The sequence below is a fragment of the Aeromonas genomosp. paramedia genome, assembly GCF_023093515.1.
Taxonomy (GTDB): Bacteria; Pseudomonadota; Gammaproteobacteria; order Enterobacterales; family Aeromonadaceae; genus Aeromonas.
Genome location: NZ_JAAROG010000017.1, coordinates 21,732 through 45,837, shown reverse-complemented (window position 1 = coordinate 45,837; position 24,106 = coordinate 21,732). Strand labels below are relative to the sequence as shown.

Annotated in this window: 13 protein-coding genes; 10 read left to right on the top strand and 3 right to left on the bottom strand. The window is 53.0% G+C overall.

The window, feature by feature from the left end; all coding sequences use genetic code 11:
* Nucleotides 1-48 precede the first annotated feature (48 nt).
* Together HB860_RS10790 and sbcB are read right to left on the bottom strand one after the other, a co-directional pair.
* The gene (locus tag HB860_RS10790) at nt 49-555 is read right to left on the bottom strand and encodes a hypothetical protein (protein WP_139435331.1); all 507 of its coding nucleotides are present in this window, start codon (nt 553-555) and stop codon (nt 49-51) included.
* 146 nt (nt 556-701) lie between these two features.
* The gene (gene sbcB / locus HB860_RS10785) at nt 702-2,117 is read right to left on the bottom strand and encodes an exodeoxyribonuclease I (RefSeq protein WP_247626645.1); all 1,416 of its coding nucleotides are present in this window, start codon (nt 2,115-2,117) and stop codon (nt 702-704) included.
* Nucleotides 2,118-2,305: 188 nt separating this feature from the next.
* Here sbcB and HB860_RS10780 point away from each other — a divergent pair, with 188 nt between their 5' ends.
* Entirely contained in the window at nt 2,306-3,340 is a 1,035-nt protein-coding gene (locus tag HB860_RS10780; RefSeq protein WP_247626644.1) for a tyrosine-type recombinase/integrase, read from the top strand.
* Here the strand turns inward: HB860_RS10780 and HB860_RS10775 are convergent.
* On the bottom strand, nt 3,294-4,076 hold the full coding sequence (locus tag HB860_RS10775) for an SIR2 family NAD-dependent protein deacylase (RefSeq protein ID WP_247626643.1): 783 nt from the start codon (nt 4,074-4,076) through the stop codon (nt 3,294-3,296). The two genes, HB860_RS10780 and HB860_RS10775, sit on opposite strands and share 47 nt — an antisense overlap.
* 242 nt (nt 4,077-4,318) lie before the next feature.
* Here HB860_RS10775 and HB860_RS10770 point away from each other — a divergent pair, with 242 nt between their 5' ends.
* The 9 genes from HB860_RS10770 (at nt 4,319) to HB860_RS10730 (ending at nt 23,163) form a co-directional block, all read left to right on the top strand.
* Nucleotides 4,319-4,765: a hypothetical protein gene (locus tag HB860_RS10770; RefSeq protein WP_247626642.1), complete on the top strand. Its 447-nt coding sequence runs from the start codon at nt 4,319-4,321 to the stop codon at nt 4,763-4,765.
* 139 nt (nt 4,766-4,904) lie between these two features.
* Nucleotides 4,905-7,382 (top strand): HsdM family class I SAM-dependent methyltransferase, encoded by a 2,478-nt coding sequence (locus HB860_RS10765; protein ID WP_247626641.1) that lies wholly within the window; start codon nt 4,905-4,907, stop codon nt 7,380-7,382.
* A complete protein-coding gene (locus HB860_RS10760) occupies nt 7,382-8,779 on the top strand; it encodes a restriction endonuclease subunit S (protein WP_247626640.1) in 1,398 nt (465 codons plus the stop codon). The genes HB860_RS10765 and HB860_RS10760 overlap by 1 nt, the downstream gene beginning before the upstream one ends.
* A complete protein-coding gene (locus HB860_RS10755) occupies nt 8,779-10,230 on the top strand; it encodes a DUF262 domain-containing protein (RefSeq protein WP_247626639.1) in 1,452 nt (483 codons plus the stop codon). Before HB860_RS10760 ends, HB860_RS10755 begins: the two co-directional genes overlap by 1 nt.
* On the top strand, nt 10,223-12,274 hold the full coding sequence (locus HB860_RS10750; RefSeq protein ID WP_247626638.1) for a DUF262 domain-containing protein: 2,052 nt from the start codon (nt 10,223-10,225) through the stop codon (nt 12,272-12,274). The genes HB860_RS10755 and HB860_RS10750 overlap by 8 nt, the downstream gene beginning before the upstream one ends.
* Before the next feature lie 253 nt (nt 12,275-12,527).
* Nucleotides 12,528-18,263, top strand: a complete 5,736-nt coding sequence (hhe, locus tag HB860_RS10745) for a DUF4011 domain-containing anti-phage protein Hhe (RefSeq protein WP_247626637.1) — start codon at nt 12,528-12,530, stop codon at nt 18,261-18,263.
* A 17-nt stretch (nt 18,264-18,280) separates the two neighbouring features.
* Complete coding sequence (locus HB860_RS10740) at nt 18,281-21,385, top strand: type I restriction endonuclease subunit R (RefSeq protein ID WP_247626636.1); 3,105 nt, start codon at nt 18,281-18,283, stop codon at nt 21,383-21,385.
* Complete coding sequence (locus tag HB860_RS10735; protein WP_247626635.1) at nt 21,385-22,098, top strand: M48 family metallopeptidase; 714 nt, start codon at nt 21,385-21,387, stop codon at nt 22,096-22,098. The genes HB860_RS10740 and HB860_RS10735 overlap by 1 nt, the downstream gene beginning before the upstream one ends.
* A complete protein-coding gene (locus tag HB860_RS10730) occupies nt 22,099-23,163 on the top strand; it encodes a hypothetical protein (protein WP_247626634.1) in 1,065 nt (354 codons plus the stop codon).
* Nucleotides 23,164-24,106 lie beyond the last annotated feature (943 nt).

The window sequence follows — 24,106 nt, the reverse complement described above, 5'->3', positions numbered from 1 at the left end:
AAGCAAAAAGGCTCCCTCGGGAGCCTTTTTATCGGGTGGGGTTGACCCCTAGAAGTGCCACTCCATCCCGATGGCGTAGTTGGCGGAGCCATAGCCCGGGATCTCGTTGCTGGAGGCGAGCGCCTTGAGGGTCAGGCGGGCGCTGAGGGGAATGCCGAGCCCCATGCCGATGGCGACCTCGTCGCTCTGATCCCCCATCATGTCCACCCGCAGGGTGCGGTAGAGGGAGAGATCCTGGCTCATCTGGGCATAGATCTGGGACGACTTGTTGTAGAGCTGGCCGAAGATCTCCATCTGGAAGCCGTTCTGGGGCGTGATGGCCAGGGGAATGCCGGCGAAGCGATAGAGATCCGAGTGGTTGAAATAGCTGTTGGTGATCTGGGGGGTGAAGTCGGTCTGCTGGTAGAGGGTATTGAAGTTGCGCTCGATGAGCCGATAGGTCTGCTCCGGCAGACGCAGCAGATAGTCCGGCACTTCGAAACGTACCCCGGCCAGGGTGCTCTGGGGCAGCAAGGCACAGGCGACAAGGGTGAGAGCAGGCAGTACTGAGCGCATAAAACGTGAGATCCCCAACAGTCGAGGCGCGGCATCCATGCCGGCAGCGCATGTAATTATCAAACTATCAGGAGCTTGGCTCCCCTGCTCATTATGTCGCGAGCGCGGGGAGCCGACAGGGTTTTATGTGTGAAACGCCTCACATCTCATAGATCTTCCAGGTAGTGATAGAGACTCTTCAGAATCGCAAAGTTCCGTTCGTTACCCTGATTCTGCTCCGCCAGCGCCTCGAGACGGGGCACATAGTCCGGCAGACGGCGGCTGAAGTAGTCGCTGCAGTGCAGGCGCCAGCGCTTCTGCTCCGCCTCGCTCAGGGTGTGGGGCCAGTTGCGGGCGCGGTAGCGGAACAGCATCTGGGGCAGGCGCGGGTCGCTGAAGGCAAACTCCCGCTCACCCAGCAGCTCCGCCGGGGTGGCGCGCACCAGATCCATGGTGGCCTTGTCGCCGTGGCCGAAGAAACCGGCGTAGAGCTGGGTATCGGGATCGCTGTCGTTGCTGCCGGCAAACTCCTGATTGAACACCTCCACCAGTTTCTCCCGCACCTCGGGATGGGCCCGCAGCAGATCCAGGCTCTTGCGACACTGCTCCCGGTCGATGCCAAGCTGATCGGCCCGCTCCGGGGTCAGGGTGGCGGCCGGCGCCAGCACCGGGCACTTGTTGATGTGCACCAGCTTCACCGGAATACCCGCCAGATCCCCCAGCTCCTCTTTCCTGGTATAAAGGCGCTCGCGGATCTCCTCGCTGGTGAGCTCGATGAGCGGGGTGGGGTCACGGGTCAGATCCACCATGATCACCGCGTTCTGGTTGCTGGGGTGCCAGGCGAGCGGCGACACCCAGCTTGCGCACCCCTGCCAGGGGGAGAACATGCCGGAGACGTGGACCAGGGGCTTCATGGTCACCACGTCGATGAGGGCCTTCACCTTGTTCTTGTTGCGCAGGGCAAACAGGTAGTCAAACAGCTTGGGCTGGGCCTTTTTCACCAGCCTGGCCATCTCTATGGTGGCCAGCACGTCCGAGAGCGCATCGTGGGCGTTGGCGTGGGCCACCCCGTTGGCCACCGTCAGCCTCTCCAGCTTGAAGCTCGGCTTGCCCTCGTCGTCGAGGGCCCACTCTATCCCCTCCGGACGCAGGGCATAGCAGGCCCGCAGCATGTCGAGGATGTCCCAGCGGGAGTTGCCGTTTTGCCAGCTGTAGGCATAGGGGTCATAGAAGTTGCGATAGAGGGTGTAGCGGGTCACCTCGTCATCGAAGCGGATGCTGTTGTAGCCCAGCACGCAGGTATTCGGGGTGGCGAACTGCTCGTGGATCTGGCGAATGAAGTCCGCCTCGCACAGGCCATCCTTCATCGCCTTCTGCGGCGTGATGCCGGTGATGAGGCAGGCTTCCGGCTCCGGCAGGTAGTCCGCGGGCGGCTTGCAATAGATCACCAGCGGCTCGCCGATGAGGTTGAAATCGGCGTCGGTGCGAATGCCCGCAAACTGCGACGGCCTGTCCCTGGCTGGGCTGATGCCGAAGGTCTCGTAGTCGTGGAAATAGAAGGTAGGCTTTGTCTGCTGGCTCATTTCGTGGTTCTGAATTGTGTTTATATGCTTGAAAAACAAGTCGTTATACGGAGTGTCATCTCAGATTGTCTCACTTTGTCCGATCTTGATTCAGTCCGTTTCAGACCAGTTTGGTACGTATCTGTGTACACGTCAGGGCGCGTTAATGTGTCAGTGAAAAATCAGATGACCAGTCACAGGAGAGTCATATGCCACTTACTGATGCGAAGCTACGGGCCCTGTATGGTAAGCCCTACTTTGGCAAGACGGAATTGTCAGATCGTGATGGATTGTCTGCTCGGGTCACCGAACGAGGCACGATCTCGTGGCAGTATCGCTATCGCAGGCAAGGAAAGGCGGCAAGACTCAAAATTGGACGCTATCCCGACCTTAAACTCGCTGATGCCAGGGCGTTGATCCCTGCTATCCGTGGTGCACTTGAGCGTAATGAACACCCCAGAGTTTTCTGGGATAAGCTCCACCAGAAGCATGATGTCACACTGAAACAGTGCTGCGCACATTTTCGTGAGCATCATCTACCCAAGCTGCGGCCCCGTACGGTCATGCTCTATGAGCATACCATGCAGCGCTATTTCGAACCTCTGTTTATTGGTATTCCGGTTGAACAGATCCCGTTTTCCAGCTGGCTGGAGTGGTTTGATAAAATTGGCAAGAAACAGCCCAAAAATGCCGGTCATTTATTACGCAGATTAAAGTCCATTCTTAGTTTTTGTATTAGGCGTAATCTTATTGGTGGCTCACCGGTATTGAATTTACGTACCGAGGATGTGGGCTCTCAACCTGAGAGAGGTACTCGTGTGCTGACCATGCGTGAACTCGCTCAGATTTGGATTGCATTTGAACAGAGCAGGGCCAGCCGCGGATTAAAATTGGCAGCCAAACTGGTGATCCTGCTGGGCTGTCGCAGTGGCGAGGCATTGGGGGCGCAGTGGAGTGAGTTTAATCTGGAGGAGCGAATTTGGACGGTTCCCGCTGCTCGTGCCAAAAGCGGGGCGCCAATACGTCGGCCTATTCCTACCCGGGTGATGATGTTGCTGCAAGAAGCGGCGGCGAAATCTCGGCTAAAGGGCAGCCCTGTATGTCGCTCACCTGTGAATCCAAAAATGCCATTAAGTAGTGCATCTCTCATCGCCCAGATACAATTTCATATTTTTTCTCCTAGTCACTACAGGCTCATCAGTCATGACATATTTTCTGCAATAGGCGAACAACACCGCGATTAGCCCCATCAACAATCTGCTCACCGGGAAACGGCAGTCGGGATGACAACCCGGGGTCGGGATCGATGTAATAGACAGATGCGCCTGGGTTGATGTTTTGCAGCAAAGAGAATGCAGGTTCAACCAGCAAACTGGAGCCGATAATTATCACAATATCGGCCTCGCAGAGCCAGCGACGAGCGTGTTGATACTCATAAACCGTCTCACCAAACAGCACGATATCAGGGCGAAATTGTGAGCGGGTACATGGGCAGCACTCGCCCATCTTTACATCCTTGTACCACGGCTGCCGGTATTTTGGATTACGAAAGCCTTTGAGTACCAAAAACCGGATTGAACCATGCAGATGAATAACACCATGGCTACCTGCCCTCTCATGTAAGTTATCAATATTCTGGGTGATGATCTCGACACGATATTTCGGCTGTAGCCTGGCGATCAGATAGTGGGCTTGCGAGGGGGATGCTCCCAATATGGTTTGACGCCGCTGGTTGTGAAAGGCCAGGAAACCAGCCAGATCCGTGTCCAGGCTGCTCGCTTGGGAATTGCGCCAGTTTTCATCGTGATGCCAAATACCCTCCTTGCCTCTGAACGTGGGCACTCTGCTTTCCGCTGACAAGCCAGCCCCGGTGAAGAAGATGATATTGGGGCGATAACCTTGACCTGTAGTAAGGGCTTGCGCTCGTTTTTTTCGATGACGGCGCTGATGTCTTCGTGCTCGGGAAGAAATTGGTTGCATAAGATTACCTTTGGTCAGCATCGGCTGAAATTGACAAATTTGTTGGCTTCATCCCACTCGCGTAAGGGCAATTTAGAAGCCTTGCGACAATGCCTGTTTGGGCAACAAAGGGGAGCTGTGATGGGATGTGGGCAGTTTGCTACTTATCCGCCTGAAAACACGACATGTGCAAAACCCCAGTATCGAACCGGCACAGTCCGCTCGGTATAGTCAGTCGAGCTCACATCCAGAGGAGACATGCGATGAGTGTCCACCCCAGCTTTTGGTCAATGTTCCGGTCGCCCTGTCTAGCCGTTTTCTTGCTCGGTGCGTTCCCGCAACTTGGGATCGCGGGCGATTGCACCTACCGCAAGGACAGCCTCGGCCACACCCGCTATCAATGCCAGGATGGCCGCCATGGTTCGCTGCGCACCGACAGCCTTGGCACCGTCAGGGATTCAGGCACCGGCGTCACTTGGCGCAAAGACACGTTGGGCAATGTCAGAGGCAGCGATGGCACCACCTATCGGCAAGATAGCCTGGGCAATGTGCGCGCCAGCAATGGCAAGAGTGGCCTGAACGTCACCTGGCGCAAAGACAGCCTCGGCAACCTGCGCGCCTACGATGGCACCCTGTGCCGCAGCGACTCATTAGGCACGCTGCATTGCGACGGTGGCAGCCCGCCGCCCGCCGTTCTTCAACCCGAGTGAGGGTTTTATAGGCAACTGCACCATCAGACGAAGGTTCTGAGGCGCAAGCCATAGTCTGCCCAATCTCAACTGGATACACTAACCCGCATTAACACGCTGTTTTAGCGCGACCTTTATCGTTTCAAAGACCGGATTCACCATGGCTATCAAGAAGAACGAACTCTACTCCTCCCTCTGGGCTGGCTGCGATGAGCTGCGCGGCGGCATGGATGCCTCCCAGTACAAGGACTATGTGCTGACCCTGCTGTTTGTGAAATACGTCTCCGACAAGGCCAAGGGCAACCCGTACGCCATGATCGAGGTGCCGGCCGGGGCGAGCTTTGACGACATGGTGGCGCTCAAGGGCAGCAAGGAGATAGGCGAGGGGATCAACACCATCATCAGTGCGCTGGCGACCGCCAACGATCTGCAAGGGGTGATCACCATTGCCGACTTCAACGACGAGGACAAACTCGGCAAGGGCAAGGAGATGATCGACCGCCTCTCCAAGCTGGTGGCCATCTTCGAGGGGCTGGATCTGTCGGCCAACCGTACCGAAGGGGATGACCTGCTGGGTGATGCCTATGAATACCTGATGCGCCACTTCGCCACCGAGTCGGGCAAGTCCAAGGGGCAGTTCTACACCCCGGCCGAGGTGTCGCGTATTCTGGCCAAGGTGATTGGCATCAGCCGTCAGACCCCGCAAGATGCCACCGTCTACGATCCCACCTGTGGTTCTGGCTCCTTACTGCTCAAGGCGAGCGACGAGGCCGGCCCCAAGGGGCTGACCATCTACGGGCAGGAGATGGACAACGCCACCAGTGCGCTGGCGCGGATGAACATGATCCTGCACGACAATCCCACCGCAGCAATCTGGAAGGGTAACACCCTGGCCGCGCCCCAATGGAAGGAGGGCAACAACCAGCTCAAGACCTTTGACTTTGCCGTGGCCAACCCGCCGTTCTCCAACAAGAACTGGACTAGCGGCCTCGATGCCGAACACGACGAATTCGGCCGCTTTGCCTGGGGTGTGCCGCCAGAGAAAAACGGCGATTACGCCTTCTTGCTGCATATCATCAAGAGCCTGAAGAGCACCGGCAAGGGGGCAGTGATCCTGCCCCACGGTGTGCTGTTTCGTGGCAATGCCGAGGCGCGTATCCGCGAGAACCTGCTGAAGCAAGGCTATATCAAGGGGATCATCGGTCTGCCCGCCAACCTCTTCTACGGCACCGGTATTCCCGCCTGCATCATCGTCATCGACAAAGAGAGCGCCCACACCCGCGCCCTTTCTGTTCAGGTTGAAGGCGCATTGGCTGACCATGAGCAAGGGCTGTTTATGATCGATGCCAGCAAAGGCTTTATCAAAGATGGCAACAAGAACCGGCTGCGCGAGCAGGACATCCACAAGATTGTCGATACCTTCACCCGTGGTCTGACCCTGGAGGGGTACAGCCGCTGGGTACCGCTTAGCGAGATCGCCCGCAACGACTACAACCTCAATATCCCGCGTTATATCGATGGCAGCGAAGGGGAAGATCTGCACGATCTGGCCGGTCACCTGCAAGGGGGGATCCCCGAGCGCGATATTGCGGCACTTGGCCCCTACTGGCGGGTATTCCCGACCCTCAAGGCGACCCTGTTTGCACCGCTGCGACCCGGCTACAGTGAGGCGCGGGTAGCCGCCGCCAAGGTGAAGGGCACCATACTGGCCTGTGAGGAGTTTGCCCGCTTCAAACAGGTGGCCCTGGCGCCGTTTGATAAGTGGTTTAGCGATTGCCAGTTCGGCGAGTTTGCCAAGGGGGACTCGCCCAAGGCGCTGATCGACGAGGTGAGTGAAGCGCTGCTGGAGCAATACCGCGCGAGTGCCGAGGCGACCGGCGAGCTGCTCGACCCCTACGCCATCTATCAGCTGCTGATGGACTACTGGCAGAGTCAGCTGCAAGACGATCTCTATGTGCTCTCCCAGGATGGCTGGCCAGCGGGGCGGGTACTGCGCGAGCTGATTGCCGACAAGGGCGAAAAGATCAAAGAGAGCCCGGATCTGGTGATTGGCAAGGCCAAGTACAAGGCTGAGCTGATCCCACCCGCCTTGCTGGTGGCCCGCTTCTTTGCCAATGAACAAAAAGAGCTCGATACCCTGCAAGCCGCGCTGGATGAGGCCAGCCAGGCACTGGAGAGCTTTATCGAGGAGCAGAGCGGGGAAGAGGGCGGACTGGTCGAGGCGATGAACGACAAGGAGAAGGTGACCGCTGCCAGCGTCAAGGCCCGCATCAAGGCCGCCACCGACAAGGAGGAGCTGGCTGTGCTCAAGCAGGTGCAGCAGCTGTTCGACGCCGAGACCCGCGCCAAGAAGGCCCATAAAGAGGCCAGCGACACTCTCGATAAGGCGGTGTTTGCTCACTACCCCAAGCTGCAGGATAACGAGATTAAAACCCTGCTGGTTGAAGATAAATGGCAGGCGAGCCTGCGTGCAGCCTTGGAATCCGAGATTGAGCGGGTCACCCAGCAACTGGCTAATCGGGTCAAGGAGCTGGAGGAGCGCTATAGCCACTCCCTGCCACAACTCACCAAAAACGTCAGCGAGCTGGAGGCCAAGGTGGCGGCCCATCTTAAGGCTATGGGGCTGGAGTGGGCATAATGGCGGAACAGATGATGCAAGACGCAGCAGGTAAGGCGATTCCGGCAGGCTATAAGCAAACGGAAGTGGGGGTTATCCCTCATGAATGGAATGTGATTTCTATACAAAACTTATTAACAGAGAAATACATTCTCGATCAAATGGATGGGAATCATGGAGAGCTTTACCCGAAGAGTCATGAGTTTTCATCTTTTGGTGTGCCGTATATTGGTGCGACTGATTTCTCTAATGGTGATGTTGATTTTAAAGGCTGTAAATTTATCTCTCTAGCGAGAGCTAAAAAGTTCAAAAAAGGAATTGCGAGAAACGGTGATGTTTTATTTGCACATAACGCAACCGTTGGTCCGGTTTGTCTATTGGACAGTGATTTTGATTTTGTCATTCTGAGTACGACGGCGACATATTACCGCTGCAATAATGATTTATTAAAAAACAAATATCTTGCTAAGTATTTTTGTTCTGATTTTTTTGTCAGCCAATATAAGGCTGTGATGTCTCAGTCAACTAGAAATCAGGTTCCTATTCTGGCACAGAGAAAGTTTTTAATCGTTGTGCCATCAAAAGACGAACAAACCGCCATTGCCAATGTGTTGTCGGATACCGATGCGCTGATTGCAGGTTTGGAGCAGTTAATCGCCAAGAAACATGCCATCAAGACCGCTACCATGCAGCAACTGCTGACCGGCCGCACCCGCTTGCCCGCCTTCGCCCTGCGCCCCGATGGCACCCCAAAAGGTTATATAACCAGCGAGCTGGGACAAATCCCTGAGGATTGGATTACCCCAACGCTTAAAGGTATTACGAGTAATATCATTGACTATCGTGGACGTACGCCAAGGAAGCTGGGATTAGAGTGGGGCGGTGGTAATATTCTTGCACTATCAGCAGGTAACGTAAAGAAAGGTTTCATTGATTATGAAGCTGAATGCTATTTCGGTTCAGATGAGCTATATAAAAAATGGATGACATCTGGCGATGCAAGCAAAGGTGATATTGTTTTTACCATGGAGGCTCCACTAGGGAATGTCGCTTTGATTCCTAATGAGGATAAATACATTCTTAGCCAAAGAACCATATTACTTCAGCTTGAACGCTCTAAATTTTTACCAACGTTCATTATTCAAGTTTTTCTGTCTGATATGTTTCAATCATACATTTCTGAAAGTGCGACAGGTTCAACAGCACAGGGTATTAAAAGAGCAACATTTGAGAAAATGTTTGTAGCGGTCCCCTCTTGCCTTGAAGAACAAACCGCCATCGCAACCATCCTTTCCGATATGGAGAGCGAACTGACCACGTTGGAGCAGAAGCTGGCCAAGGCCCGTGATGTGAAGCAGGGGATGATGCAGCAGTTGTTGACCGGCCGTATCCGCCTGCCGCTATCGAAGGAGGCGTGATGGAGAGCATCAACAATCAGGTGCGGTCGGTACGCCAGTTGCTGGCCATTCCCCAACTGGCCATCCCAAGCTATCAGCGACCGTACCGCTGGGGCGCCAAGAATATTTCGGATCTCTTCACCGATCTGGCGACCCATCAGGACAAGAGCGCCTATCGGCTGGGCTCGGTGGTGCTTCATCAGCACACCGATAGTGAGCAGGGCGAAATGCTCGACATCGTCGATGGCCAGCAACGCACCCTGACCCTGATGTTGACTGTCAAGGCGCTGAACGAGGTGCTGGATGGCGAAACTCGCAGTGGTAAAGAGAAGAGTATCCGCTTCCAACGTCAGGATCTGCGTGAGCAGTTGCAGGCCTTACGGGGACCTATCGATGCGTTTATGCAGCGCCAGCGCTTCCCCAGCCGGGATTCGGAGTTCAACCTCAGACGCAACTATCTGGAACTGCGTCGGCTGGTGGCCCGCCCTGAGTTTGACGAGCAGCAAATCGACTTTCTGCTCAACCGCTGTCAGGTAGTCTGCTTTGTGCTGCAGGATATCTCGGAGGCGTTCCAGTTCTTCGATTCGCAAAATGCCCGGGGGCGCGATCTGGCTCCTCACGATCTGCTCAAGGCATTTCACCTGCGCGAGTTTGCCGGTCATGAGGCCAACCTCAAGGCCGAGGCGGTCGCCCATTGGGAGCGCCTGCCAAGCGACGAGCTGGCCAATCTGTTCGCCCTCTATCTCTATCGGGTACGCCAGTGGGCCGAGGGCAAGTCGGCCCGCTACTTTGGCAAGGGGGAGGTGGATCTCTTCAAGGGGGTCAACCTCGACCGGGTGGGGCACTATCCCTACGTGGAGTCGCTGCGTATCGCCCACCACTTTGTCGATGAGTACAACGGTCAGTACCAGCGCAAGATAGATGGCCAGCGCATGACGTTTCCCTTTCATCTCGACCAGATGATCATCAATGGCCGGCGTTTTTTCGAGATGGCCGAGTACTACCAGACGCGGGTCGCCGCCATCGTGGCCGAGGAGTCTGATTCCGGCAAGACCCAATCTGCCACCCTGCTCGGCGAAACGCTGACGCCGATGGCCAGCAAGGTGCTCTCGACCCTGGGCAGCTACGAGCGCCGCCACCGCACCGGGGATCGTTATGTGAGGGCCATGTTCGACTGCGCCCTGATCTTCTATATCGACAAGTTCGGCAGCCAGGGGCTGTCACTGGCCATCGAGAAGTGCTTTATCTGGGCCTATCGCTGCCGCATTCGCCAGCAGGTGGTGCAACTGGCGACCATGGATAACTACGTGCTGGAGCACAATCTGATCCGTGCTATTCGTGATGCCCGCCTGCCGGGAGACCTGCACGGCTTCCCTTTGCCGAGCATGAGCAGCCGAGAGAACAAGAACAATCGCAACGGCGCCGAAGATGAACTGGTCGGGCTGTTTCGGGAGATGAAATATTATGAGTGATGCAGGCGTTCGCCCCTTTTCCATCCGTGCACTGCTCGAAGACAGCGCCCGCTATCTGGTGCCCATGTACCAGCGCAACTACGCCTGGGGCGAGGGAGAGATCACCCAGCTGCTGCAGGATGTACTGGATTATCAGGGCAAGCGAAACAGCAAAGATAAATACCAGCCCTACTATATCGGCACCCTGGTGGTCTTTGCCCGGGGCGATGATAGTTTCGAGGTGATCGATGGCCAGCAGCGTTTTACTACTCTCTCTCTGCTGGCCAATTGGCTCAAACACTACGCGAAAGATGCAGTGGATTTAAGCTGGTATCGTGCTATCAACCTCGCTTTTGAAAGTCGTCCGATATCGAGCCATACCTTCGAGCGCTTATGGCAGGGGGTGGCACCCCACGACTTGCGGGGAAGTGCCTTCAATGAAGGTCTGGTGAACGGTTTTGAACTGATTGGCAAGGCATTGGCTGATCTTGGTCTGGTAGGTGATAGATTGACGGCCTTTTGCGACTACCTCTTCAAGCATGTGCAGATCTCTCGCATCGAGGTACCCAAGGATACCGATCTCAATCACTTCTTCGAAGCGATGAACAATCGCGGTGAGCAGCTGGAAAAGCATGAGGTGATCAAGGCGCGGCTGATGGCGACGCTAAACAAGATCCCCGAGGATGAGACTCGTCGCCAAAGTCTGCATGTACTTACCCGGGTATGGGATGCCTGCGCCAATATGGAGCGCTATATCCAGTACGGTTTTACCCCAGAGGAGCGTCATCGCCTGTTCGGTGAGAAGGACTGGGGTCAGTTTGTTCCCCGGGATTTTGCCCATCTACTTGTTCTGCTGGCACCCTCTTATTGCCCCCCTTCTGCAGATAAAAGTGATGATGATGTGATTGACGCCAGCCAGGGGCGCACCTTGTTGGCCATTTTGCAGGATGACAATCTCGATGGAGAGCAGAAGGTGGAGGAGGAGAGTGCAGGCTCCGAGCGCTTTAATAGCGTCATCAACTTCTCCAACTTTTTGCTCCATGTGCTGCGACTCGTTAGCCGAGACTCCATGGATACAGAAGGGGTGCCGCTCGATGATAAACAACTGGTTGATCAGTTTGAGCTGCGGGTGATCGGGGAGACTGACCCGGTAGCGGCAGTTCAACGTTTTATCTATGGCCTGTTAAAGAGCAAGTATCTGTTTGATCAGTTCATCATCAAGCGCGAATTTGCCGGCGGCAAAGATGGCTGGAGTCTGAAACGGCTACGTTGGCATGAGGAGAGCGCCAGTTACCCCAATTCCTTTGGTAAGCACGAAGATGGTTTTGCTGGCGTCAACCGCCAGATCCTGATGTTGCTGTCGGCGTTTCATGTGTCGACCCCGACTCTGGTTTACAAACACTGGCTCAATGGTGCACTGCGATATCTGTTCGACAATTGTCACCCTGAGCAACCGGTGGAGGCTGGGGCTTATCTGTCCTATCTGGAGAGTCAGGCTCGCCGCTTTGTCTTCCAGCGCTTTTTGGCGCCGGGTGAAGGGGCTTCCTATTACCAGATGCTCTACCTTGATAACGCCCTGTTGCCCGCCATCAAGGTGGATGAGAGCTGGCACGAGGTGATTACATCCAAACTTCGCTTCAGTCATATCGAGAACAACTTTGTCTTCAATTTCCTCGACTACCTGCTGTGGGTACGGGACCGAAGTCGTGACAAAGTGGCCTATTCTTTTGAGTTCACGTTTCGCAGTTCAGTGGAGCATTTTGCCCCTCAGCACCCTATTCATAAAGCGCACAAGGTTTCGGAGAAGTCACTCCATTCATTTGGCAACCTTTGCCTTATCAGCCACAGCAAGAACTCGCGCCTGAGTAACTTCCAGCCCCAACAGAAGCAGGAACACTTTGAAGCGAGCCTTGCTAACAACCAGATTGATAGCCTCAAGTTGCTCGCAATGATCAGGTTGATGAAAGAGAAAGGTCGCTGGCAGGAGGATGAGATAGCTGAGCATCAAAAGCAGATGTTAGAAGTACTGGCCGCTGAGGCAGCCAAGCTGAGAGGTAATCCATGAGTGCGGTTGGACAGCGAGAACATGCAGCCCAAGATTGGATGGCCCGGTTTATGTGAGCGGTATGGGGTTCACTGTCTGTGGCACTGGAACGCCATTCAGAAAAACCTCAATATCGAGACCTTGTTGTTGATGGCTGTGTTATCAGTGGCGATCATGCGCCGCTAAGTGTTACTGAAAAATAAACTCAGCGAGGACTCAAGGTGGTCTGCTTATTAGCCTGGGTTGAGAGTTTAAAAAATAATTGGAGAGCTGTATGTCGGTTGTAGAAGCATCATCCACAGGTGGAGTGATAGAGGGGGTGGATCCTTTTGTATTGACCTCCCTTGAGGCGATGCGAAAGAAGTTATTGGATCTAACCTCTCGCAATCGCCTGCTCAACTTTCCCCTCACCAATAAAGGGTCCGCACTGCGCATTGTCGATGAGTTGCCGGATCAGCTCTATGAAACACTCTGTGCGGAAGTCGCAATGGAGTTTGCGCCAGTCCCTGAACCAACCCGCCAGCAACTGCTGGAGCATGGTTATCTGAAAGTTGGTGAGGATGGTAAGGATGTCCAGCTAAGGGCCCTTCCGACGGCCAAGGAGTGGGCACAGGTTTTGGGGATCAGCACCGAATTCGATTTACCCACTGAACAGCGGGTTCCTGCCTCAGAAGTAAACCGGCCACTGCTGGAGCAGGCCCATGAGTTTATCTATCAATATGGCCAGGCCCAGGATGGGAAGCTGACCGGGATACGGGCTCAGTACACCAGGCAAGGGCTTAGCCTGCCAGAATTGACCGCTGCCTGCAGCCTTGCTGGTTATGAAGGACTCGAGGATTTTGAGCGTCAGGCCAAGGCGGGAAAGACGCTCACTATATCGTCATCGTACCCTGGTCATGATGATACACGGATACAAGTTCTGCTCTTCCCCGGAGAGCTCGAGGCGCGTCTGCGGGCCATCCACAATAAGGCTCAAACGGCCATAGAAGAGAGTGGCGCCAATATCCTGTATCTGGCGCTGGGATTCCTCGAATGGTACGAGAGCGATACTTCGGATAAAGCACGCGTTGCCCCCTTGTTCACCATTCCTGTGCGATGTGAGCGTGGCAAGCTGGATCCCAAGGATGGCCTCTACAAATACCAGATCCATTACACGGGTGAAGATATCCTGCCCAATCTCTCCTTGAAGGAGAAATTACAGGCTGACTTTGGGCTGGCTCTTCCTCTGTTTGACGAAGAGCCGACACCTGAGTCCTATCTCGCTGCTGTGACCAAAGTCGTTGGCAAGCATAAACCCAGGTGGTCGGTGAAACGCTACGGGGCGCTGAGCTTGCTCAACTTTGGCAAGATGATGATGTATCTGGATCTCGATCCTGCTCGTTGGCCTCAGGACAAACGCAACATCTTGTCTCATGAGGTGATCCGTCGCTTTTTCACCAGTCAGGGGGGCGGCGAAAACAATGCCGACTCAGCGGGTGGATTAAGCCAACATGAGTATTGCATCGATAGTTACCCTGAGATCCATGACCGGATCCCACTGATCGATGATGCGGATAGTTCGCAACACAGTGCGTTGATCGATGCCATCCATGGGAAAAATCTGGTCATTGAAGGCCCTCCCGGCAGCGGCAAATCACAGACGATTACCAACTTGATTGCTGCGGCCCTGCTCAATGGCAAGAAGGTGCTGTTCGTAGCAGAGAAAATGGCGGCCTTGGAGGTCGTCAAGCGTCGTCTGGATCGTGCCGGTCTGGGTGAGTTCTGCTTGGAGTTGCACAGCCACAAGACGCATAAGCGTAAGGTGCTGGAGGATATTGAAGCCCGCATGATGCGTCAGGCAACGATGCCGACGACGGAGGAAATTGACGCCCAGATTACGCGTTATGAAGAGCTCAAGAGACAGCTCAATGAGTATGCGGCATTGATAAACACCCCTTGGGAGCTCACGGGAAGGACTATCCATCAGATCCTGAGTGGTGCGACACGCTATCGCCACAAATTGGATATCGATGCAACAGCACTCCATATTGAGAACTTTTCTGGTAAAAAACTGGACAAGGTGACTCAGCTACGACTGAGCGACCAAGTGGTGGAGTTTAGCCGTATCTACAAGGAGGTGCGGGAGCAGGTGGGGGCCGATGCAGAAATATATGAGCACCCTTGGAGTGGTGTGAATAACACCCAAATCCAGCTGTTTGACAGCGCTCGTATAGTTGATTTGTTACAAGCTTGGCAGGCGTCTATCCTCCATTTCCATCATCATTATCAAGGCTTTTTAGACAAATGGGTTCTGGAAGGTGAGGGGCTCGATACGCTCTCCCATATTGAGCAACTGGTACAGGATCAGAAGCATCTACCTACCTTGAGCGGATCGGAATTATTCGCCGCACTTCCCGGGATGGATACCTCGGATGCGATAGCACGCGTTCGTCACTATCTGACGAGATTTGACACCCTTCAAGGCTACTATGACGCCTTGAGTCAAGCCATTGAACCCGAGAAACTCCGTCTATTAGAGCGAGGGGAGCAATGCGACTTTCCCCGTGAAGAATTGGCAAAGTACGGTGTTGCTGAACATATCTCTCTTCGTGACTTGATCAAGTGGCTCGAGTCTATTCGATGCATCGAAGATGAGTTGTCATCCCTCTCTGGCCAGCTGAGCGACTTCAAGAGTGCGTTACCTGGCAGCCTCTCTGCACACATCGATGATACCCAGCCTGGCTTAGTATTCTGTTCAGAATTGCTGTCTATTGTGGGGGCCTTGCCTGCAGAACTCATCAGGGTACGTGACCCACTGTTTGATGATGATGGCCTCGATGCTGTACTGCTCGAGCTGGTTCAGCAGATTGAAGAGTTACGTCCCCTCAGGGATAACTTGTCCGAGCTGTATCAGTTGGACAGACTACCGTCCCAAGAGCAACTTGCTCGTGCTGTTGCGATTATTCAGCAGGGTGGTTTCTTCTCATGGTTCAAGAGTGATTGGCGTAAGGCCAAGGCCTTGCTCACAGGGTTGTCTCGGCAGCCAGGAACCAAGTTTGCCGAGTTGAAACGTTGGTCAACTAACCTGGTGAAGTACACGGAGTTACTGCAGCGGTTTGAGCAAAGAGCCTTCGGTAATCAACTCGGCAACGCATACCGTGGACTGGACACGGATTGTGCGCAGTTGATGCAATTGCGCGATTGGTACAAGCAGGTCCGCGCTTGTTACGGCATCGGCTTTGGAAAGCGGGTAGCTATAGGCTCTGATGTGATGGCTCTGGATGGCGAAATCATTAAAGGCGTCCATCAGATCGAGAAGTCACAGTTCAGCGCGAAAATAATGGCCTTGGTGAAGCAGGCAGAAAATGAGACCAAGTTGCTGCCGCGCATTGCCCACCAACTGAAAGATCATCCTGTCTGGCTAGGTGAACAAGGAGCATTGAGACAGGCTTGCCAACAAGTGCAAGCGACGCTGACTGCTTTACAGGGGGGGTTTGTCAATACGGAGGTATCACTGGGTCAGATGACACATTTCTCCGATCTCTTGCAAAAAATGTCTGCCTTGCAGATTGACCTTGAAAATAAGAAACCGGAGTTGGGTGTCCTTGCGCAATCAGTCCCGTTGGCTTTTGGGTTGAATAAAGATAATCGGCAGGCACTAACCATTATCGGCGACACGCTGAATCTGGCTGATCAACTGGTTGGAAACATAAAGTGTGCCTCTTTGGCCACCAGGATCAGGCATCTGGATAATGCGAGCGAGTATGCGTTACTTTGCCGTGATGGTGTTGAAGTTGGCTTGCAATGGCATTACCAGGAGCAACATGCTGCGCGATTTGCACAAGAAACAATGTTGGATAACAGCCAGTGGCTAAAGTCGACAGACAGTTCACTGGGCGCATTGCTAGAGCGGAACGAAAAGGCGATTCAACAGCCTCGCTGGTTGAATGGGTGGGTCAACTTTATCCGTTGCTACGAACAGATGCAGGAACGCGGATTGCAGCGGATCTGGTCTGCAGTCCTTGCCGGAACGCTCCCTGTGGAGAAGGTTGAACTGGGTTTGGCTTTGGCACTCCATGACCAGTTGGCTCGAGAGGTTATTCAGGCTCACCCTGAATTGGTGAGGATCTCCGGTACCCAACGCAATGCCTTGCAAGCATCGTTCAAGGAGTACGACAAAAAGCTTATTACGTTGCAGCGTCAGCGCATTGCTGCGCAGATTGCTCGTCGCCATGTCCCGGAGGGGAACGCGGGAGGTAAGAAGAGTGAATACACCGAACTGGCACTGATCAAAAATGAGCTGGGAAAAAAAGCCAGACATATTCCAATCCGGCAGTTGGTCAACCGAGCCTGCAGTGCTCTGGTTGCTATAAAACCCTGCTTCATGATGGGGCCAATGTCCGCAGCTCATTACCTTGAACCTGGACGGGTGGAATTCGACTTGGTGGTGATGGATGAAGCATCTCAGGTAAAGCCAGAGGATGCGTTGGGAGTTATCGCCAGGGGCAAGCAATTGGTGGTGGTGGGTGATCCCAAGCAGTTGCCGCCAACCAGTTTCTTTGATCGAAGTGTGGATAGTGAGGATGACGATGATGCCGCCGCGCTCAGCGATACGGACAGTATCCTGGATGCCGCATTGCCGCTGTTTCCTATGCGGCGTTTGCGCTGGCACTATCGTTCCCGGCACGAGAAGCTGATCGCCTACTCCAACCGCCATTTTTATAACAGCGACCTGGTGATATTCCCCTCTCCATATGCGGAGTCTCCGGAGTATGGGATCAAATTTACCTATGTCTCGAAAGGACGTTTTTCCAACCAACATAACATCGAAGAGGCACAAGCCGTGGCAGAGGCGGTGCTTCATCATGCGCAGCACAGACCGGGCGAATCACTCGGTGTGGTTGCAATGAGTTCAAAACAGCGCGACCAGATCGAACGCGCTATTGATGAACTGCGTCGCAATAGACCGGAAGTCGATAGGGCCATCGATAGTTTGTATGCCATGGAGGAGCCGCTTTTCATTAAAAACCTTGAGAACGTGCAGGGTGACGAACGTGATGTGATCTTTATTTCCTTTACCTATGGACCTGCTGAACATGGTGGGAAGGTATATCAACGCTTTGGGCCAATAAATTCCGATGTAGGCTGGCGTCGCCTGAACGTACTCTTCACTCGTTCGAAGAAGCGGATGCATGTCTTCAGCTCGATGCGCTCAGAGGATGTTCTGACGAGTGAAACCAGTAAACTTGGAGTCGTTTCTTTGAAAGGCTTCCTTCAGTTTGCTGAAAAAGGAACACTGGACTCACAAATCACCCATACAGGGAAGGCACCAGATACCGACTTCGAAGTAGCCGTAATGGAGGCGCTTAGGAAAGCCGGATTCGAGTGTGAGCCTCAGGTTGGGGTGGCTGGATTCTTTATTGATTTGGCGGTGAAAGACCCTGGTTACCCTGGTCGGTACTTGATGGGGATTGAATGTGATGGTGCTGCCTATCACTCTGCAAAATCGGCCCGAGACAGGGATCGACTGCGTCAAGAGGTACTGGAACGTTTGGGTTGGAGAATTAGCCGTATCTGGTCCACAGACTGGTTCAGTAATCCTGACGAGGTGCTCTCCCCGATTATCCGGAAACTCCACGAGCTCAAGACGTTGGAACCTGAGGCCACAGTGCCTTCATATGAGTATATGGAGGAGAGCGAGCCTTCTGCAGAGGCAGAGGATCACCAAGAGACATCTCCTATACCAGAGCTGGGACTTAAGGAGCAGCTTCGGTATTTTGCTAAGCATGCTATCGAAGTAGCGCTACCGGATGTTGACGATGATCGCCGTTTGTTGCGGCCAGCCATGCTCGAGGCATTGCTTGAGCATCAGCCTCTATCACGCTCCGAATTTGTTGAGCGGATACCACACTACTTACGGCAAGCAACAGATGTACATGAAGCACAACGTTTTCTTGATCAGGTGCTGGCATTAATCGATGGTGCTGATATTGAAGCTGATGATGCTACGTTCGAGCCTGGATTGGCATAAGCAGAGGTAATTAAACAGTGACAGCTGTCGGTCAACGTGAACGCGCCACCCAACAACGAGTAGTCAGGTTTTTTATTGAGGATCTGGGCTATCGCTATTTGGGTAACTGGCACACCCGGCCCAACAATCGTAATGTCGAGCCCGCTCTGCTGACCAGTTGGTTGGCTGGGCGTGGGGTGGATGCCGCGCTTATTCCCCGAGTGTTGCGTCAGCTCGAGCGTGCTGCCAGCTTGGGAGAAGGGCGCCAGCTCTATGATGCCAATAAAGAGGTCTATCGCCTGCTGCGCTACGGTGTAAAGGAAAAGGCCGGGGCAGGTGAGCAGAATCAGACGGTCTGGCTGGTGGACTGGGCCAATCCAGAGGCTAACGACTTTGCTATCGCCGAGGAAGTGACAGTCGCGGGGGAGAATACCAAGCGGCCGGATCTGGTGCTCTACGTTAACGGTATTGCGCTTGGTGTGATCGAACTCAAGCGATCCACCGTCTCTATTGGTGAGGGGATCCGGCAAAACCTCGACAACCAGAAACAGGATTTCATTCGCAACTTTTTCACCACCCAGCAGTTGCTCATGGCAGGCAACGACAGCCAGGGCCTGCGTTACGGCACTATCGAAACCCCTGAGAAATATTATCTGGAGTGGAAAGAGGCCGGCTCGTCGCAGGATGGAAATCCGTTGGATCGCCACCTGGCCCAGCTCTGCGAGAAGGGGCGCTTTCTCGAGTTAATTCACAACTTTATCGTGTTCGATAGTGGGGTGAAGAAGACCTGTCGCCATAACCAGTATTTCGGGATCACGGCGGCCAAGCGTTTTATTGAGCGCCATGAGGGCGGGATCATCTGGCATACCCAGGGCAGCGGCAAGAGCCTGACCATGGTGTGGATGGCCAAGTGGATCCGGGAGAATGTCGCTGACAGTCGGGTCTTGATCATCACTGACCGTACCGAACTCGATGAGCAGATAGAGAAGGTATTTGCTGGGGTTGAAGAGGAGATCCTGCGTACCAAGAGTGGGGCCGATCTGGTACGCCGTCTTAACGAGGCTCACCCTTGGCTGCTTTGCTCTTTGGTACACAAATTTGGCCGACACACGGAAGAAGAAGATGAGACGGCTGAGCGAGATGACGATGAATTTATCGCCGAGCTCAAAGCCAGCCTGCCGGCTGATTTTGCGGCCAAGGGCAAACTCTTTGTTTTTGTGGATGAGTGCCACCGTACCCAGTCGGGCAAGTTGCATGGGGCCATGAAGAGCATATTGCCCGAGGCACTTTTTATTGGCTTCACCGGCACACCCCTGATGAAGAAGGATAAGAAGAAGTCGGTAGAGGTGTTTGGACCCTTCATTCACACCTACAAGTTTGACGAGGCTGTGAGCGATGGGGTGGTGCTGGACTTGCGTTATGAGGCCCGCGACATTGACCAACGGGTCAAGTCCCAGGCCAAGGTGGATGAATGGTTCGAGGTGAAGACCAAGGCGCTCTCCCGACTTGGTCGCCAGCAGTTAAAAGAGAAGTGGGCCTCGATGCAGAAGCTGCTCTCGAGCCGCTCACGACTCGAGCAGATCGTGGCCGATATCCTGCTCGATTTTGACCGTAAACAGCGCCTGGCGGATGGCCGTGGCAATGCCATGCTGGTGTGCTCCAGCGTTTATCAGGCTTGCAAGAGCTATGAGCTGTTCAGTCAGGCAGGATTTGCTGACAAGTGTGCCATCATCACCAGCTATCAGCCCAATGCCAGTAACATCAAAGGACAGACGACCGGTGCTGGGTTGACCGAAAAGCTGGCGAAATACCATATCTATCGCAAGATGCTGGCGAACTTTTTCGGCCAGAGCGAGGATGAGGCCGGTAAGCGGGTGGAGGAGTTTGAGAAAACGGTCAAACAGCGCTTTATCAAGGAACCGGGTCGGATGCGGCTGCTGATTGTCGTGGACAAGCTGTTGACTGGTTTCGATGCGCCGTCGGCGACCTACCTTTACATCGATAAAAAGATGGCCGATCACAACCTTTTTCAGGCTATCTGTCGGGTCAACCGGCTCGATGGTGCCGATAAGGAATATGGCTATATCGTTGATTACAAGGACCTGTTTCGCTCTCTTGAGAAGACCGTCAAGGATTATACCGCCGAGGCCTTTGAAGGCTATGACAAGGATGATGTCGCTGGGTTGCTGAAAGATCGTTTGGCACAAGGGAAGCAAGACCTTGACGATGCCCTGGAGGCGGTGCGAACGCTCTGCGAACCGGTCAAGGCACCCCGCGAAGAGTTGGATTATCAGCACTATTTCTGCTGTGCTCCGGGGGCAGACGAAGATGAACTGCTCGACAAGGAGGCGCTGCGTTTAACCCTCTATCAATACGTCGCCAAGCTGATCCGTGCGTTTACCGCGCTGGCGGGGGAGATGGAAGAGGCCGGTTATAGCGCGAGCCAGGCTGCCACGATCCGCCGTGAGGTGGAGCACTACAGCAAAGTGCGCGACATGATCAAAGTAGCCAGTAGTGATCACGTCGATATGAAGCAGTTCGAGCCGGCGATGCGGCAGATGCTGGATCTCTATATTGATGCTGACCCCAGTGAAACCCTGATGGACTTTGAAGAGCTGGGATTGCTGGAGCTGATCATCGAGCGGGGGGCCGAAGCGCTTGAGGGGGCTCCCGAGGGGCTGCGTAAAGACCCCGAGGCTATGGCTGAGGCGATTGAAAACAACGTGCGACGGACCATCGTCGACGAGAATCCGGTTAACCCCAAGTACTACGAAAAGATGTCGGTGCTGCTCGATGAGCTGATTGAGCTGCGTCGCTCTCAGGCTATCTCTTACCAGGAGTATCTGGAAAAGGTACGCGAGCTGGCCATGAAGGTGAAACGTCCAGCCAGCGGGGGGGCACAGACCTACCCTGCGAGTGTTGATACCTCAGCCAAGCGCGCGCTATATGACAATTTGGGCTGCGATGAAGTGCTGGTGACCAAGATCGATACTGCCGTCAGATATACCAAAAAAGCGGACTGGCTCGGTGATCGCTTCAAAGAGCGGGAGGTTGCCTTTGCTATTGCCGAAGAGATCAAAGAGTGCGATGTGACCGTCGCGGATGTGATGACCCTGGTAAAAGCCCAGCCGGAGTACCATTGATGGCGTTGGTTACCTTTGGTGAGCTGACTGTCGAGTTGCAGCGCAAGGGCATCAAAAACCTGCACATCAATGTATTGCCTCCTGATGGACGGGTGCGTGTATCCGCGCCTGCTTCTTTGTCAGATACCGCCATTCGGGTTGCAGTGGTGCGAAGACTGGCCTGGATCCGACAGCAGCAGGCCGCATTTGCCGCACAACCGCGCCAGAGCGAGCGCAAGATGTGTAGCGGAGAGACCCATTATCTTTGGGGTCGAGGCTACCGGCTGGATGTGATCCAGACCGATGGGGACCATAGCGTCAAGTTACAGGGGGGCTGGATCCGTATGCGGGTGCCTGCACACTATGACGCAGACCGCCGCGAGGTGTTGCTCCTTGAGTGGTACCGCCAGTTGCTACGCCAGCGCTTGCCAGATCTTATCGCCAAGTGGCAGGAGGCGTTAAAGGTGTCACCTTCCTTTGTGGGTATCAAACGCATGAAGACCATGTGGGGTAGCTGCAAAACAGATACTGCTCGCATCTGGATCAATCTCGAGTTGGTCAAGAAGCCCCCTGAATGCCTGGAATTTATTGTTGTTCACGAGATGGTGCATCTTTTAGAGCGAAAACATAACCAGCGATTTATCTCCCTGATGGATTTGCACTTGCCAAATTGGAGAGAGCACCGAGAGAGGCTGAACAAGATGCCGCTGGCGTTTAACCGGTGGGGGTATTAAATGTTTCTTTATGATCCATCGCAGTTTATCGAATGGCTTGGTTTTCCTTCACAAGGGGAGTTTTTTAGGAAAACATTTACTTCTCCGCTCATAAATAAATACAAGCTGCATCCTCCATGTGTAAAAACACTAAATAAATATTTTTTAGTGTCTGGTGATGATCGCTACAGTACTCAATTCGATAAATTCTTTCAAAGATTGGAAAGTATTTCAGTAGCTAGGGGTGTTAGTTCGGATTTTTATGATACATCATCTAAACCCATACTAATATCGCAATTTGCGATTCGTGTGAAATGGCCAAGCATCTTCAAAGGCCTTCAAATCACAGGTTATTATCCACGAACTTGTTCACAAGCAGAACATTTTTTGTGTGAATTGCAAAATTTATTGGATAGCTTAGATGGTCTTGAGGGGAAAAATCGAACCAAGAAAGTTTTAGAGAACGACTGGCTGAGATCTAGTCTAATGGAGTTGAATGTAGAGCTTAGAGTACATGAGAGCGACTTAAATGTAGAGCCTGAACATAGCATAGTTCTATCTAGAATGCTGCATTACATTAATATATATTTTTTCATTAAAACATTGGCAGCGTTTGATGCTGACTTTAACAGCAACATACCAATGGAGCACAAGCAGTCTATATTTAATAAAATGATGCCGACTTATCCACTTGATAAATGGGTGCCTCATAGGTCTGGATTGTTTGAACCTCTTTTGGAACGTTTTGCATCCAAGTCAATAGGCTATCAGGCTTTTGCCAAGTACGCGGATTGTAATGAAGACTCTATCGCAACCAGTTTACGTCAGTTTTATGCAAGAAAACGAAATCTAAAATTTAAAACGGTTAGAGAATGGTTACGTGGGGCACTTGAAGAGTTAGCCAAGACAGAAGATTTTGATGTCGAGGAAGTTCTTCACTATTGTGAGCCGATGTGGTGCGTAGCGGATATATTATCTGGATGGATTCATGTAACGGATGATCCAGAACTGGATCATGACGTAGTCACATGTTTTAGCCATTACAATCGCTTTTATAATGAAGCTATAGGCAGCAGGGAGCCATAGGCTCCCTGAAAAAGTCATTCATCATCTTCATCATCAGGGCGCTCATCGTAGCCCCGACTCTGCCAGTAGGCATCGTGCTCGGGGTTTAATTGACGCGAGCGGTTATCGTCGTCATCTTTTTTAGACATGTGATTTCCTTACTATTTCGTTGTTGGTTTTAGCGGGGGAACTGCCACAGTTTTTTGTGCACGAGCGGTGAAGCTATCTTTACTCACCCCACCTCCGTTACCCCGAGCTTCAGCACTATGGATACGGGATACGGCTTCTGTGGTCATTGGTTTTTTGTTGTTGCTATCATAGATCTCCTTGTCATCTCCAGTGGATGTACTGGATAGCGACAATGTATGAAAAATGAAGCCATCTGACAGGGGGCAAAAAATGGAAATTTTTCAGAGTTATGGCGTAGAGCGGAGTTGTAGTGGAGAGATGTAGTGGCCGAAAAACTGACCCCGTTTTCAGTCTGTGTTCACCAACTCTCGGTTGCTTTACTCCAGAGTCGCCAAGTTGAATAGGTCTGGATAAGGTGATCACCAGAATACGACATTGATGAGAGCTGTATCTCTTATTAGATTTCAGATTCAAATTTCACTCTAGAGGAAAAGAGGTGTTGTATTTCTTTTTCTCCGCCAGTGAATGAAATTGTAACCCTGTCACTCAGCATTCATCGTATTTAAAATGGTTCTCTATATAAAGCACATTTCATCCTGAAATACAGATTTAGAGTGAGATGTAAATGAAAGCCAGAATGAAAAGATATGATTCTTGAACATCTATAAGATAGCATCAAAGGCTACATAATATGCATAACAAGGCTCGCCCTCAATGTAGACTCGTTTGGGGTTTTCCAGGGGGCCTGGTTATAATTAATGGCATCCCATTGTACTATCTTTGGACAAGATACTGAGATGAGTATAGAAGTGGTTAATATTGCATATTCAGTCAC

Coding starts and splice junctions, on each gene's coding strand:
- HB860_RS10790 (WP_139435331.1), bottom strand. CDS start 555: ATGCGCTCAGTACTGCCTGCTCTCACCCTTGTCGCCTGTGCCTTGCTG.
- sbcB (WP_247626645.1), bottom strand. CDS start 2,117: ATGAGCCAGCAGACAAAGCCTACCTTCTATTTCCACGACTACGAGACC.
- HB860_RS10780 (WP_247626644.1), top strand. CDS start 2,306: ATGCCACTTACTGATGCGAAGCTACGGGCCCTGTATGGTAAGCCCTAC.
- HB860_RS10775 (WP_247626643.1), bottom strand. CDS start 4,076: ATGCAACCAATTTCTTCCCGAGCACGAAGACATCAGCGCCGTCATCGA.
- HB860_RS10770 (WP_247626642.1), top strand. CDS start 4,319: ATGAGTGTCCACCCCAGCTTTTGGTCAATGTTCCGGTCGCCCTGTCTA.
- HB860_RS10765 (WP_247626641.1), top strand. CDS start 4,905: ATGGCTATCAAGAAGAACGAACTCTACTCCTCCCTCTGGGCTGGCTGC.
- HB860_RS10760 (WP_247626640.1), top strand. CDS start 7,382: ATGGCGGAACAGATGATGCAAGACGCAGCAGGTAAGGCGATTCCGGCA.
- HB860_RS10755 (WP_247626639.1), top strand. CDS start 8,779: ATGGAGAGCATCAACAATCAGGTGCGGTCGGTACGCCAGTTGCTGGCC.
- HB860_RS10750 (WP_247626638.1), top strand. CDS start 10,223: ATGAGTGATGCAGGCGTTCGCCCCTTTTCCATCCGTGCACTGCTCGAA.
- hhe (WP_247626637.1), top strand. CDS start 12,528: ATGTCGGTTGTAGAAGCATCATCCACAGGTGGAGTGATAGAGGGGGTG.
- HB860_RS10735 (WP_247626635.1), top strand. CDS start 21,385: ATGGCGTTGGTTACCTTTGGTGAGCTGACTGTCGAGTTGCAGCGCAAG.
- HB860_RS10730 (WP_247626634.1), top strand. CDS start 22,099: ATGTTTCTTTATGATCCATCGCAGTTTATCGAATGGCTTGGTTTTCCT.